At 62.0% G+C, this 15131-nt stretch carries 9 protein-coding genes; 6 read left to right on the plus strand and 3 right to left on the minus strand.

All coding sequences use genetic code 11. The features are described 5' to 3' along the window. Positions 1 to 3 precede the first annotated feature (3 nt). The 3 genes from VGE08_RS09390 to VGE08_RS09400 all read left to right on the plus strand — a co-directional run bounded on the left by VGE08_RS09390 (position 4) and on the right by VGE08_RS09400 (position 7497). The gene (locus tag VGE08_RS09390; protein WP_331067608.1) at positions 4 to 2811 is read left to right on the plus strand and encodes a TonB-dependent receptor; all 2808 of its coding nucleotides are present in this window, start codon (positions 4 to 6) and stop codon (positions 2809 to 2811) included. Positions 2812 to 3113: 302 nt separating this feature from the next. Then, a complete protein-coding gene (locus VGE08_RS09395; protein ID WP_331067609.1) occupies positions 3114 to 5255 on the plus strand; it encodes a cytochrome D1 domain-containing protein in 2142 nt (713 codons plus the stop codon). Positions 5256 to 5310: 55 nt separating this feature from the next. Continuing rightward, the gene (locus tag VGE08_RS09400) at positions 5311 to 7497 is read left to right on the plus strand and encodes a TonB-dependent hemoglobin/transferrin/lactoferrin family receptor (protein ID WP_331067610.1); all 2187 of its coding nucleotides are present in this window, start codon (positions 5311 to 5313) and stop codon (positions 7495 to 7497) included. A gap of 82 nt (positions 7498 to 7579) precedes the next feature. Here VGE08_RS09400 and VGE08_RS09405 read toward each other — a convergent pair whose 3' ends face one another. Continuing rightward, on the minus strand, positions 7580 to 9967 hold the full coding sequence (locus tag VGE08_RS09405; RefSeq protein WP_331067611.1) for a hypothetical protein: 2388 nt from the start codon (positions 9965 to 9967) through the stop codon (positions 7580 to 7582). Positions 9968 to 10111: 144 nt separating this feature from the next. Here VGE08_RS09405 and araD1 point away from each other — a divergent pair, with 144 nt between their 5' ends. After that, positions 10112 to 11104 (plus strand): AraD1 family protein, encoded by a 993-nt coding sequence (gene araD1 / locus VGE08_RS09410; protein WP_331067612.1) that lies wholly within the window; start codon positions 10112 to 10114, stop codon positions 11102 to 11104. Between the two features lie 3 nt (positions 11105 to 11107). Here the strand turns inward: araD1 and VGE08_RS09415 are convergent, their stop codons facing one another. Together VGE08_RS09415 and VGE08_RS09420 are read right to left on the minus strand one after the other, a co-directional pair. After that, a complete protein-coding gene (locus tag VGE08_RS09415) occupies positions 11108 to 11872 on the minus strand; it encodes a creatininase family protein (RefSeq protein ID WP_331067613.1) in 765 nt (254 codons plus the stop codon). Beyond that, complete coding sequence (locus VGE08_RS09420) at positions 11869 to 12360, minus strand: hypothetical protein (RefSeq protein ID WP_331067614.1); 492 nt, start codon at positions 12358 to 12360, stop codon at positions 11869 to 11871. The genes VGE08_RS09415 and VGE08_RS09420 overlap by 4 nt, the downstream gene beginning before the upstream one ends. Positions 12361 to 12477: 117 nt before the next feature. On the opposite strand from VGE08_RS09420, the gene VGE08_RS09425 reads away from it, so the two are divergent. Continuing rightward, positions 12478 to 14322 (plus strand): sodium:solute symporter family protein, encoded by a 1845-nt coding sequence (locus VGE08_RS09425; protein WP_331067615.1) that lies wholly within the window; start codon positions 12478 to 12480, stop codon positions 14320 to 14322. Between the two features lie 21 nt (positions 14323 to 14343). Beyond that, complete coding sequence (locus VGE08_RS09430) at positions 14344 to 15129, plus strand: SDR family oxidoreductase (protein WP_331067616.1); 786 nt, start codon at positions 14344 to 14346, stop codon at positions 15127 to 15129. Positions 15130 to 15131: the final 2 nt, after the last annotated feature.

Below are 15131 nucleotides of genomic sequence, written 5' to 3' on the forward strand. Positions count from 1 at the left end.
ACGATGAACACTTCGCACCTGGCCCGATCCCTGCTCCGTCGAAGCATCGCCCTTGCACTGTTGACGCCGGCCGCCGGAGTGGCTGCGGGGCAGGACAGCGACAGCGCGGAGGACGCCATCGCCCTCGAAACCGTAGTGGTCACGGGCGTGCGCGCCAGTATGAGCCGCTCGGTGGATCTGAAGCGCGGCGCCGGCACGGTGCAGGATTCCATCAGCGCGCTCGAGCTCGGCAAATTCCCAGACGACAACGTAGCAGACTCGCTCAGCCACATTACTGGCGTGGCGATCACCCGCACGGCGGGCGGCGAGGGCAAATCGGTCAGCGTGCGCGGCCTGGGTCCCGAATATACGTTGACTACTTTCAATAACCGCATTCTCGCCACTGACGGTGCGGGCCGCGACTTCGCCTTCGACGTGCTGCCGGCGGACGTCATCAGCGGCGCCGATGTGATCAAAGGCGCGCAGGCCTCGTTGTCCGAGGGTGCGATCGGTGGCCTCATCAACCTGCGCTCGGCCAGCCCGTTCGACCAGAAGGGGCAGCATGGCATGACCCACTTCGAAGGCGACCGTAATCTCATGTCCGAGCTGGACGGTTACAAGTTCTCGGGCGTGTACAGCAACACCTTCGCCGAGGATACCTTTGGTGTGATGGTCGGCGTGGTCTATGCGGAGCGCAAGGATCGCACCGATATCGCCGGCAACGACGGCGGCTGGACGCGCAACCCGGATCCGAACGATGAGAGCTGGCTGTGGGGCAACGCCTGGGGCGGCAACATCGACCCCAACGGCAACGGCGAGCTCGATGAAAGCGAATATGGCCTGATCGGGCCGGGCCAGTTTCGCGTCGGCTCCATTCTCGAAGAAAAAAAGCGCCGCGCGATCACTGCCAAGGTGGAGTGGCGTCCCAACGACTCCGTGAAGATCGTCGCGGACGGCTTGAAGACGCGGCTGGATTCGCCGCAGGTGGGTTACCAGCAGTCTTATTATCCGCTGTACGCGCCCGGCCGCTGGACGGACTTCAACATCCAGAATGGCATCGTCACCGGCTTCACGGTGGACAACGACGATCCTGAGATGCGGCTGAATCCCGAGTTGCTCAATGTGACGGAACATCGCGTCGTCGATACCGATCTCTACGGACTCAACGGCGAATGGGCAGTCAATGATGCTCTCACTGTCACGGGCGACGTGTACCGTTCCACGTCCAAGCGTTATTCGGGCGGGCACGATACCTACGTCGTGCTGCGCATGAATCAGCCCAATACCGCAACCATCAATCTGAGCGGCGCCGCGGTGCCCAACGTCAATGTTCAGTTCGACGACGGCCGTGAGTGGTCCAGCGGTCTCGCCACGGGCGAGTTCAACGCCTCGGACTTCAATACGCACTACATGGAGCTGCGCGGCGATGACATCGAGGACGAAATCAACGGTGTTTCGCTCGGCGGCAGGCTTACCATCGACAAACTCGGTGTGAATGCGCTGAACTTCGGTGTGACATTCAACAAGCGCGAGAAGCAGCGCGATCTGATCAACAACACGCTCTCGGGCGGTGCGAACTACTACAGTGGTGACGATGCCATCAACGTTGGCGCGCTCGGCAGCAACGTGATCTCGCGTTCCTTGCGCTTGCCCAACTTCATGGATGAAGTGGGCGCACAGTTCCCGCGCACGTTCCTCGCCTTCGACGTGCCGAAGTACCTGGCAGCGCTCGCCGCGTATGACGGCCAACCGCGGCCGAGCGGCGGTACCTATGATTTCTCGAACGCCGCCGCCGCGTGGAATCCGCTGGAGAGTTATCGCGTTAGTGAAAAGACTACCGCTTTCTATCTCCAGGCCGACCTGAGTGGCGAGCGCTGGAGTGCCGATGCCGGTCTACGCTTCGTGAAGACCCGCACCACAGCTCGGGCTTGGGATGCCCGCATCCTCAGCATCACCGAGTTGGGGGCGTTCAACTACGTCGCCGAGTACGCCGAGCCCTCGCCGGTCGTGCAGGATGCCGACTATGACTTCGTGTTGCCGTCAGCGAACTTCACCTGGCACTTCACCGACGATCTGCAGCTTCGCGTCGGTGCCGCCAAGACGATGGCGCGCCCGCCGGTCGACGAGCTCGCACCTACCAACACGACGGCCAGCATCACCTGGGGCGAGTTCACGCAGGTCTATGGCGGCAATGTCAATCTGAAGCCCTACTCGGCCAAGCAGGGCGATATTTCCCTGGAGTGGTACTTCTCGCAGAACTCGATCTTCAATCTCGCCACGTTCTACAAGCGCATCGACGATCAGATCACCACCAGCTGGGAACCGGGGCAGGACATCGGCGTGCCGGGCTACCTGTTCAACATCACGCGGCCGATCAATGGCGACTACGCCAAGGTCCATGGCTATGAAGTCGGATTGCAGCACTTCTGGCAGAACGGCTTCGGCTTACGCGCGCAGTACACGCGCAACTGGTCCAAGAGCTTCGTCGATGGCGAGGAGCGCCCGCTCGAAGGCATCGCGCCGTCCGTTTATTCGCTGGCGCTCATGTATGAGCGCGGGCGTTGGTCGCTGGGCGCCACCGCCGATCGCACCGACGGCTTCGTGACGGCCATCAACGTGCTCGGCGTCGGCTTCAACGAGCAGGCAGACGCGATCACCTGGCTCACCGCGCACACCTCATATCAAGTCAACGACTCGATCAGCATCTCGCTGGAAGGCCAGAATCTGCTGGATGACGAGCAGACCTACAGTATCAACGGCAATCCGATGCTGCAGCAGGGCTACTATCGCTATGGCCGGTCGCTGAATCTGGGTTTGAGCGCCCGCTTCTGATCGGCGGGCGTGTTGGCCATGGGTGGTCATGTAGTCGTGCAGACAATTTGCCGAAGTGCCGAGCCGCTGCTGAGCGGCTCAGCATGATTCAGGCGCGTCACTCGCAGCCCGAAGGCGGTGCAAGCCGACGGTCACGCCCCGTCGATCGCCGCTAGAAAAGCCCCGCCAGGGGCCTTTGTATTTTGGAGCTTCCTGCCGGTTCCGCGTATCTCGTGCGGACAAACAGCTATCCGTTCCATACGGGCGCAGTTGTATGCTGCCTTCGCAGCGCGAACTGCGGAGTACACCGGTTGGGAGAGAATATGAAAATCGGAGTTGGCTCAGCGCCCCGTGCATTGCTGATTGCAACCGGCCTCGCTGCCCTTCATGGACCGGCGATGGTGCGCGCCCAGCAGGTGCATCAGGCTGAAGTGGCAACAGCCCAGGCGCCCTCCATTGCTGAGCGGGTCGCCGCAGGGCAGAAGGTATTCGCCACCGCATGCTCGGCGTGTCATCAAGATACCGGCCAGGGCCTGGCCGGCGCGTTCCCGCCGCTGGCCGGCTCCGACTATCTGCTGGAGAATCCGCAGCGCGCTGTGGAGGTGGTGCTCAAGGGACTGCAAGGCGAGATCGTTGTCAGCGGCGTGAAGTACAACTCGGTCATGCCGGCCATGCCGCAGCTCTCGGACCAGGAGATCGCCGACGTTCTGACCTATGCGCTCAATTCCTGGGGCAACAAGGGCGGCAGCATCAACCCGACCGAAGTGACCGCCGCACGTGAGAAACTGCTGGCCGGACCGCGTCCCGCCGGAGCTCCGACCGATCATCCCGGCACCATCGTCGCGCAGGACAAATATCAGAGTGCGCCTTCGACCGTACCGGCGGGGAGCGCCCAGGTCCGGGTCACGCCCGGCGCGCCGAATATCACCGAGGCGGAATTCGAGCACGCCAAAGAGCTGTATTTCGAGCGCTGCGCCGGCTGTCACGGTGTGTTGCGCAAGGGCGCAACCGGTAAGCCGCTGACGCCCGACATCACGCAAAAGCGCGGAACCGAATATCTCAAAGTCTTCATCGACCGCGGCTCGCCGGCGGGCATGCCCAACTGGGGCAGTTCCGGACAGCTCTCGCCCGAAGAAGTCGATCTCATGGCGCGCTTCATACAGCACGAGCCGCCGCAGCCTCCCGAGTTCGGCATGAAAGAGATGCGCGCGACCTGGAAGGTGCTGGTGCCGCCCGAGCAGCGACCCAAGACCAAACAGAACAAGATCAACATCGAAAACGTGTTCGCAGTCACCTTGCGCGACAGCGGCGAGGTCGCGCTGATCGACGGCGACACCAAGGAGATCCTCAACATCGTCAAGACCGGCTACGCCGTGCACATCTCGCGCATCTCGCACTCGGGGCGCTACGTGTTCACGATCGGCCGCGACGGACGGATCGACCTGATCGATCTCTACATGCCGCAGCCCCAGCGTGTTGCGGAGATCAAGATCGGCCTGGAAGCGCGCTCGGTGGAGACTTCCAAGTACAAGGGCTTCGAAGACAAGTACGCCATCGCCGGCGCCTACTGGCCGCCTCAGTTCGTCATCATGGACGGCGAGACGCTGGAACCGAAGAAGATCGTTTCGACCCGCGGCATGACCGTCGACACGCAGGAGTTCCATCCGGAGCCGCGCGTGGCTGCGATCGTCGCCTCGCACGAGCATCCCGAGTTCATCGTCAACGTGAAGGAAACCGGGCAGATCCTGCTCGTCAATTACGAGGACATCGATAACCTGAAGGTGACGACCATCGGCGCAGCGCGCTTCCTGCACGACGGCGGCTGGGACTCCACGCAGCGTTATTTCCTGACCGCCGCGAACCAGTCCGACAAGATCGCGGTCGTCGATTCGCGCGACCAGAAACTCGCGGCGCTGGTCGACGTGGACAAGATCCCGCACCCCGGCCGCGGCGCGAACTTTGTCGACCCGAAGTTCGGGCCGGTCTGGGTGACCAGCGCGCTCGGCAACGAGAAAGTGACGCTGATCGGCACGGACCCGGTAAAGCACCCGGCACACGCGTGGAAAGTGGTGCGCACCTTGAAGGGCCAGGGCGGCGGCTCGCTGTTCGTGAAGACGCATCCGAAGTCGAATCACCTGTGGGTCGACACTCCGCTCAATCCGGATCCGAAAATCAGCCAGAGCATCGCGGTGTTCGATATCAGCAATCTCGATGCCGGTTACAAGGTGCTGCCGATCGCGGAATGGGCGGACCTCGGTCCAGGGGCAAAGCGTGTCGTCCAGCCCGAGTACAACCAGTATGGCGACGAGGTGTGGTTCTCGGTGTGGAACGGCAAGGAGGAGCGCTCGGCCATCGTCATCGTCGATGACAAGACCCTGAAGCTCAAGCACGTGATCAAGGATCCGCGGCTCATCACGCCGACCGGCAAGTTCAACGTGCACAACACCGTGAAGGATGTGTATTGAGCCGGCACCGGAGCGGAGATCACGCGCTGGAGAATGACCGCGCTGGAGAATGACCATGACTGCCACTGGCTGCGTGGCTGCCTCGGCGGCGCTGGCCTTGTTGACGACATCCAGCATCGCGGTTGCCGACGATGTCCTGGAGGAAGTTTTCGTCGTCGCCAAGCGGCGCATGCCGCTGCAACGCGCTGCGGCTTCGGTGACTGTCATCGACCAGCAGCACATCGAGCGCACGTTGAGCGATGACGTGCGCGACATGGTGCGGTACGAGCCCGGCATTTCCGTGCGCAACGATCCGGTGCGCTTCGGTCTCGACAGTTTCGCCATTCGGGGCATCGGCGGCGATCGCGTCGTCACCGAAGTCGACGGCGTCGGCGCGGCAGAGAGTTTCAATGTGGGCGCACTCGCCGACAGTGGGATCGTCTATACGGATGTCTCATTCATTCAGCGCGTCGAGGTGCTGCGCGGGCCGGCGTCCGCGCTCTACGGGTCGGACGCGATCGGTGGCGTGGTGCGTATCCAAACCGTCGATCCGAGTGATGTACTCGAGAACCAACGATCCTTCACATCGCGGGTCAGCGCCGGCTATCGCGGCGATACCGATGGCTGGTCCGCAGCGGCGTTGAACGCCTGGTCGGCGGGCCGGGCGCAGATGCTGCTCGGGTACGTGCGTCGCGAAAATCACGAGGCCGAGATCGTCGGCGGGCCGGCGCCCAATCCGCGTGACAGCCGTTCCGATCAAGTGCTGGCGAAGCTCATCGTGCCAGACGCGCCGGGCGGATCGATCGAAGTCGCCGTGGAGGCGGGCCGGGTCGAGGATCAAACCACGGTCAATGCCTTGCTGGGCACGCCGCCACGATTTACCAACACAACCTGGATGGCCGGTAACGATACCGCAGAGCATGCGCGTATCAGCATCGAACAGGCGCTCCAGGTTTCCTCGCCATGGATGGATGATGTCGTCTGGCGCCTGTACGCCCGGAACACACGGACCGAGCAACTCACGGATGAGCGCCGTCGAGCGGCGCCACCACGGACGCCGCCGGTCGAACTGCACCGGGCGTTCGAGTTGAAGGATGAAGCGATAGGTGCGGAATTGATTGCATCGACAGCACTTCGCGCCGGCGCATGGGCGCATGAGCTGATATACGGTGTCGAGATCGAGGTCGGCCGTGTCACGGAACAGCGCGATGGCCATGAGCACAATCTGAATACCGGCGTCACGAGCTCGACCATCCTGGGCGAGACCTTCCCGCTGCGGGATTTTCCGATCACGAAACGGGTGGAGGCGGGTTTGTATGTTCAGGATGAGATCCACAGGCAGGGCAGCCCGTGGCGCCTCACGCCCGGTTTGCGGGTCGACCTGTACAGGTTGCGCCCACGTGAGGATCCGATGTATCGGGAGGACAACCCGAGCGCGCGGCCGGTATCTCTCGACGAGCAGTCGCTCACGCCCAAACTGGCGGTGTCGTACCAGCTCAGTGAGAGTGCGACTGCTTTCGCTCAGTACGCACGCGGTTTTCGCTCGCCGCCATTCGAAGACGTGAACATCGGTCTGGAGATACCGCTGTTCAACTATCGTGCGCTACCGAATCCAGATCTGCGCCCCGAGACGAGCGACGGATTCGAAGTGGGACTGCGGATGCGCAACGCCGTGTGGCGCTCGACCGTGAGCGCACATTACACGCAGTTCGATGATTTCATCGAATCCCGCGTCAATCTCGGGCTCGACCCTGTCACCGGTGTGACGCTGTTCCAATCGCGCAATGTCGAGGCAGCTCGCATATATGGCCTCGAGCTGGCCAGCAAGCTCGACGTCGGCGGGTTGCTGCCTGCCCTGGCGGGCTGGTCGCTGTCGCTCAATGCGGCATGGACGCACGGTGACAACACCATGACCAACCAACCGCTCAATTCGGTTGAGCCGCTCAAGGCGACGCTGACGATCGACTACGACGCAGCCGCCCTCTGGGGAGCACGCCTGGCGACGACTGCCGTCGCGGCCAAAGACCGTGTGGCCGTGACTACGACGCCGCTCTATCGCACAGGCAGCTACTTGCTGCTCGATGCGTTTGCATGGTTCGAGCTGGGTGAGCGCGGCCAGATCCATGTCGGCCTCACAAATCTCACGAATGAGCGCTGCATCGACTGGATCGATGTCCGTGGCCGGGCCGCGAACGATCCTCTCGTTGCGTATGCCGCCCATCCCGGACGCAGCGCGTCGGTCACCGCGGTCTGGAAGTTCTAAGGCTTGGAGAAGATACGCCTGCTGGAGGCGACAGGGGTTGGGAGGCAAGGAGCCGCTGCTCCCTGCCTCCAACCGGTTTACGTCATGGCTTCGCGCGCCACACCGTGCTCGCCGAGCGCATGGGCAGATGATCAACACTCTCCGTGCCGGAAAGGAAGCTCTCTGCGACCAGCGCTATCGTCGATCCCGGCGTGTACGAGATCAGGCTCTTGGCGAACTGCGCCGTGATCTGGCTCGTGCCTGAACCGCTGTCGGTCAAGCAGGTGCTCACAAAGTTCCAGCACCATGTCGTCTGCGAAGACCCGCAGAACTCATACACATCGCCATCCTCGATCATGTAGTCGGCGCCGACACCGGTGATTCCCTGCGCGGTGTGGCGATAGCCGGTGCTCGAGCTGTTGTCGCGATCGATGAAGAAGCGATACGAGTCGATCGCGCCGCCGTTGCTGTTCATGGTGAGGGTGATGTTGCTGGTGCTGAACGTCGCATTGCCCTGGATCAGCGTGTCGGCCGTCTCAGCCTGTTGGCGGGCGCCATGGGTCACCTGCCAGGTATTGGCTCCCGATCGCGGCAGCATATCGAGGCTCGCATAGTACGGCGGTGTCGGCGACCAGTGCTGCATGACCACCGTGATCTGCTCGCCGGGCTCGAAGCCCATGTGCTCCGGCAGATACGAGACACTCACGTGCGGCGTGCCGATGCCGCCGTTGCCGAACTCCGTGTTGTAGGCGATCGGTTGCCAGCTCCAGTCGGACTGCGTCGTGCCGACGAAGTGGCTCAGCAAGCCGCTCTCGACCATGTAGTCTGCGCCGATTCCCCAGAAGGCAACGCCGGTGGAGGCATTGTTGTCGGCGTCGATCATGACCCGGAACGCCTCGATGTTGCCGCCGTTGCTATCCATGGAGAAGGTCACCTTCGTGCCCTGCTTGTATTCGGAGAAGGTGACATCGCCGCTGACCAGATCGCTGGAATTCGAGCCGGACTGCGTCAGATAGTTGGGCTTGGCGGTCCAGGCCACGCTGGGCGAGCGAGGCAGGAAATCCAGCTGATCCCAGCTCGAGGTGGCGGACATGGCCAGCATGCGCAGAGTGGCACCCGAGCTGTAGCCGATCTGGCTGAGCGACACGGGAAAGCGCACCTGCGTGGTGTTGAATCCTGTCGGAGTAACCGAGCTGACCAGTTGCCACGACCAGGTCGATTGCGTCGATCCGGTGAAAACATACAAGTCTTCGTCGTCCACCATGTAGTCCGCACCCACGGTGGTGAGCCCTTCATCCGTATGGATGTAACCGGTCGCGGCATTGTTGTCCGTATCGATGAAGATTTGTGCCTTGGCGATAGGCGCCAGAGCGCTATTGACCTCGAATATCACCTGCGTGGGGGTGAACGACGCTGCCGCGACGGTGAGGTCGGTCGGACGCTGCGCGCTCTGCGTGACTACGTTCTTGGTCGTGATACGGCCGGTGTGCCCGTTGGTGTCCAGCAGAATCGTGCCGGCCGAGGTGGTGCGGGAGTGCAGGTCGCCGTTGTACTGAATGTCCAGCGGACCGCTCGAGTCGCCCAGGGTCGGGTTCGGACGGGTACGAAACGGCAGCTGGTTGTGTTCCGATGAGTACACCCAGCTCTCGCCCCAGGCCATCGCATCAAAGCCGTACAGCACGGCCGACCACCAGGTGTAATCGAGCTGACGCTGATCGAAAACGGGATTGGCCTTGGCGACTGTGTTGGTCACCGCGATCTTGGTGCCGTTGACGTCACGGTAGGGCAGAACCGCTTCGGCGCGGTCCTTCATCGAAGGCACGATGTCGGTACGCTTCTCGCTCCATTCGCTTTCCACCACCGCCCAGCTCTCGAGCAGTGTGTAGTCGTCTTCGTTGAGCGACACGGTGAGCGCACCGGTGCCCGGGTTACAGGTGGTGTCGTTGCGATCCGTGGAGAACGCGTCCGCCTGGTTCCAGACATTGATGAAGGCCGACAGGCCCTCGCTGTGAATGTAGTCGATGATGTCGTTCTGGCGCTGCCGCGTCACACCGTAGTCGCAACCGGCCTGGTCGAGGAAAATGCCTTTCGCTCCCATCGACTTCCAGGCGTCGACCCGGGCTTCGAGCTGCGTCTGGTCGTCGCCCGTGCAGTTGTACTCGCTGGGACCCGGATTGGAGTAGCAAAGGTCCACATAGCCATACACGCGCGTGCCATTGGACGGCAGTTTGCCGATGATTTCAGCGGCCGCCGAGTGCGAAGGGTGGCCGGTCTGTTCCATGTCCTCGGCGAAGACCACCAGATCGTAGTCCTCGAACACCGCCGCTGCGGTCGTGGTATTGCCGTTCGAGCCGTTCACCAGCTCCGGCCGCCCGTAATAGATCGCCAGTTTTTCCGGGTGCTTCACTGGATCGGCCCCGGCCAGACCGGGAATGGCACATCCCAGCGCTCCGGCCAGCAGCGCCAGGTTGCGAATCTTCAGCCAGCTCATGTCTGTCTCCTTATGAAGTTGTTTAGAGGAGTCCTGCCCGCCCGCCAGCGGGTTTCGCCTTTTAGCACCAATGTCATAAAATTACAAAAGATATCTTTACTTCAGAATTTTGTAGTAGAGTTTTATGATTCAGGGGAGGGCGGAATGCTGAGATTGATGCAGGTGCGGGGCCGCGATGGCCGCCGCGTGGTAGCGACCGACGGCGCAGAGTCCTGGTATGTCGGCAGATACAGAACCGTCTATGAGCTGGCGCAGGCTGCGATATCCCGCCACCTGACGCTGGAGAGCGTGGTTGCCAAGGCGGGGCGAGTCGGCCGTGCGGACCCGAAAAAGCTCCTCGGCGCGGGCCGCGTGCTGGCGCCGGTGGATCATCCGGATCCGGCGCATCTGCTGGTCAGCGGCACCGGACTTACGCACCTGGGTTCGGCGGCCAGCCGCGACGCCATGCATAAGAAGCTCACCCGATCCGGCGCCGCGTCGCTCAGCGATTCCATGCGGATGTTTCACATGGGCGTTGAGGGCGGCAAGCCGAAACGAGGCCAGGCGGGCGTGCAGCCGGAATGGTTCTATAAGGGCGATGGCTCGATCGTGGTCGCTCCGGGCAAACCGCTGGTGTCGCCTGCCTTCGCACTCGATGCCGGCGAGGAGCCCGAGGTGGCAGGCGTGTACGTGGTTGGAGAACGCGGCGTGCCGTATCGCCTCGGCCATGTGCTGATGAACGAGTTTTCCGATCACGTGACCGAGCGGCACAACTATCTGTGGCTGGCGCATTCCAAGCTGCGCCCGTGCTCTTTCGGCCCGGAGTTGCTGGTCGGCGAGCTACCGGCGGACATCCGCGGCACCTCGCGCATCCGGCGAGGCCGGCGGGTCATCTTCGAGCAACCGTTTCTCACCGGAGAAGCGAACATGTCGCATGCGCTCGACAATCTCGAGCGTCACCACTTCAAGTATTCGTACTTCCGCCGGCCGGGCGACGTTCACGTGCATACGTTCGGTACTGCGACGCTGTCGTTTGCCGCGGAGATCAAGAGCAGAGCAGGAGATGTCTTCGAGATCGAAGCGGAGCCTTTCGGTCTGCCGCTGGTGAATCCGCTAGCGCTCGCACGGGCCGAGCGCTTCGCGGTGCGAGCTTTGTAAGCTCTATTGTTGGCTGTTCCGGATGTCGGTCAGCATGCTGACCAATTTGCCGGTGACGATCTCGGAAATACGTTTGCCTTTGGCGGCGGTGGCAAAAGTGGGTGCGCCCACGACGCCGCTGCCGCCAGAGATTTCTTTCATGGAGCGATAGAGTTGACCGCAGGGTGCGTTGAGCATGTCGTTTTCAGCCCAGGGAAAGGTCGGCTGCAGCGTCGCTTCGCGGATCTGATCTCCCGCAACCAGGTGCGGCGCGAAGTGTTGCAGCAGTGAGGTCTCGAACTCGCACGCGTGACCGACGCCGCCGAAGCCGGACTCCTGCACCTTGGCGAGCTCGCTCGCCGCAACTCGCCACCAGGTGAACATGAAAATGCGAGCCTCCGGGTTGGCGGCGCCCCACTTCTCCAGCACGACTCTGCCGATGGCCTCGTTACCGCCGTGGCTGTTGAACAGCACCAGCTTGCGGAAGCCGTGCACGGCGACACTGTCGAGGATCTCGGTTACATAGCGCAGCAGTGTCTCGTGTCTTACGGTCAGGCTGCCGTCGAAATCCATATGATGCGCGGAGCAGCACACCTTCACCTGCGGCAGGATCAACACGTCGTCGCAGATGGCCTGATCGATCTGATCCAGAAAATGCGCGCCGACCAGGCTGTCGGTGGCGAGCGGCAGATGCGGGCCGTGCTGCTCGATCGCAGCGATGTTCATCACCACTGGCAGATCGCGGCTGATCTTCGCCAGGGTGCGCGTACTCAGTAATTCCCATTTCATCGAGAGCCTACCTGCGTGCGCGGCATATAGCCGACGAATGAAGCAATCTTCCAGCGCCCCTCATGACGACGGCACACGTACAGCGTCTGCCAGTCGAGCGTTTCATGCGAGCCATCGCGATTCGGTAAGCGACCGTTGAAGATCTTGTGCGCAAGAGCGCACGGGCCGTCGATCTGGATGTCCACCAGCGTTACGGCGTCGAGGAATGCGGCGCGAGCCTTGCTGGCATCGACGGATTTCGCAGTCTCGGCGGCCTGCCGCAGCCACTCCTTGCGATACAGCTCCAAAGTCGGGAAGGCGATGCGCCAATGATCGGGATTCGGGTCGCGGCGGCCGTCGATGCCAAAAAAACCTTCCTCGACAAAGTCATCGGCCACCGCATGCCAATCCTGTGCGAGGTAGGCATCGGTGTCGCGGGATACCAGCATCTGCCAGATCGCGACCCGATCCGGGTCGCTCGGGCCAAACGGATATTCTTCTGAGCTCATGAACCAGTCCTGTGATAAGAGTCGTTGTAGGAAGGGCGGGGCTTCCCTTTCTTGAAAAAATATTATATTCATCACCCCGCGATGTAAATTACTTTCACAAATCGGATGGGGAGTCGCGTGAAGCTCAGTGTGTTGGACGGATCGATCATGATCGGTTCGATGTTGATCTCGGTCGTCATCGGCGTTTACAGCGGACGCCGGTCCGGCAAGAGTGCGGAGGAGTTCTTCCTGTCCGGGCGCTCGATGCCGTTCTGGCTGCTCGGCATTTCGATGGTTGCGACCACCTTCTCGACCGATACCCCCAACCTGGTTACCGGTCTTACGCGGACGTACGGCATCGCCGGCAATTGGCTGTGGTGGACGTTCCTGGTCACATGCATGCTCACGGCGTTCTTTTTCGCGCATCTGTGGCGACGCTCAGGAGTGACCACGGACATGGAGTTCTACGAACTGCGTTACAGCGGCAAGCCGGCGGCGTTCCTGCGCGCATTTCGCGGCATATACGTCGGCGTGCTCATTAATGTGCTGCTCATGGGGGCGGTCACGTTGGCGGCGGTCAAGTTCGGCTCCGTGCTGTTCGGACTCAAGCCACTGCAATGCATCATCGCGGCTGGGACGGCCACGGTCATTTTCTCGGCCGCGGGTGGATTTCGCGGCGTGGTGATGTCGGATTCTTATCTGTTCCTGCTGGCGATGACAGGTTCCATCGCCGCATCGGTGTTCGCGGTCAATCATCCAGCGGTGGGTGGTCTCGATGCGCTATTCAATCATCCCAACCTCGCGGGCAAGACTGACTTCGTCGCCAGTCTCTCCGACCCCGCAATTTTCGTGACATTGATGGTCATGCCGTTTCTGGTGCAGTGGTGGAGCGTGTGGTATCCGGGCGCGGAGCCGGGTGGCGGCGGCTTCGTCGCACAGCGCATGCTCGCGGCGAAGGACGAGAAGAATTCCATTGGCGCGATCTTTCTGTTCAACGTTGCGCATTACGCGCTGCGGCCCTGGCCCTGGATCCTGGTGGCGCTCGCGTCGCTGGTGGTGTTCCCGGACGTGGAGAGTCTGCGGCGTGCATTTCCATCGGTCGATGCCGATGTCGTGAACGAAGATTTCGCATATGCGGCGATGCTGACGTTCATTCCTTCGGGATGGATCGGCCTGGTCGCGGCGTCGTTGCTGGCGGCCTACATCTCCAACGTTGCGACCGGCCTGAACCTCGGTTCTTCCTATGTCGTCAATGACATCTATCGTCGTTTCTTCCGGCCGACGGCTCGTGAACGAGAGCAGGTTCTGATGGGACGATTGGCCACGGCCTCGCTCATGGTGATGACAGGCGTGGTGGCGTTGTCGTTGAAGACGGCCATGCAGGCGTTCGGAATTCTGCTGTCCATCGGCGCCGGTACCGGACTGCTCTTCATTCTGCGCTGGTACTGGCCGCGCGTGAGTGCGTGGAGCGAGATTTCGGCGATGATCATCGCGTTCCTCACCAGCATGGTGATTCAGTTCGCGCCGTTTGCTGCCGCCTGGGCGGACTGGGTCAAACTGTTGGTTGCGGTGGGCGTGACCACCATCGGATGGGTGGTCGTAACGCTAGTTACGCCGGCTACCGATGCAAAGGTGCTGGAGGACTTTTATGCGCGTGTGCGTCCGCCGGGCAGCGCCTGGCGGAAGATCGCCGTGCGGGCAGGACTCGATGCCGCGCATACGACGGAGACATCCCGCATCGGCGGTGCGTTCGTGTGCCTGTTCTCGAGCTGCGGATTGGTTTACGCAATGATGTTTTGTGTCGGCGGATTGCTGCGCGGCGACGCCTGGCTACCGGTGTTGATGGCCGTCATCGCGCTGATGATGGGCTACACCTGCTACCGCGGCTGGCTGCGCATGAGCCAATCGTTGCGAGCCGAAGAAACCGTTCCCTCGCAGGTCGATGCATCCGCGCTCCGCGCGGTGGCCGAGCCAATCAATTAGTCATCAAGCCAGGAGCATGTGGTGAAAGTTGCCTTTGTTACAGGTGCCGCCGGCGATATCGGTCGCGACATTTGTGCGCTATTTCTTTCCAACGGGGTCTCGGTCGCGGGCGTCGATCGCGATGCAACGAGATTGCTCGCGCTCGCCGACGAGTTGCAGCCGAAGGCCGGTGGCGAAGCCCGCTTTCTATCCGTTCATGCCGACGTGACCAGCGCCGAGTCGGTGCGTGCGGCGGTGGCAACGGTGACGAACGAGTTGGGCGACGTGCAGATTCTCGTGAACAACGCGGGTGGTATCACCAAGCCCTCGTTGCTGACGACCGAAGAGCAGGACTGGTTGCACGACATCGATCTCAATCTGAATGGCCCATGGCGCTGCATTCATGCCTTGCTGCCTACGTTCATGCGCAAGCGCTCGGGTGTGATCGTGAATGTCGCTTCGGTGAACGGCTTGCAGATTTTCGGCCATCCCGGCTATAGCGCGGCGAAGGCCGGCTTGATCCACTTGAGCAGATTCTGCGCGATGGAGCTGGGCAAACACGGCGTGCGCAGCGTGGCGATCTGCCCGGGCTCGGTGAAGACGCGCATCTGGCAGGAGCGGCAAGCCAACAACCCGGAAATCTTTCGCGAGCTGGCGAGTTGGTATCCCGCCCGGGATATCTGCACGCCGCAGGATGTGGCGGCCCTGGTGGTACGGGCCGCCGACGATGAAATGCGCCTGATGAATGGGGCCGTGATCACGCTCGACGGCGGACTCACCGCCGGCAGCGACCGGTTCGCCTCGCTGTTCACCGGCGAGGCGCTTTGAGA

It is taken from the genome of Steroidobacter sp., from assembly GCF_036406195.1.
Taxonomy (GTDB): Bacteria; Pseudomonadota; Gammaproteobacteria; order Steroidobacterales; family Steroidobacteraceae; genus Steroidobacter.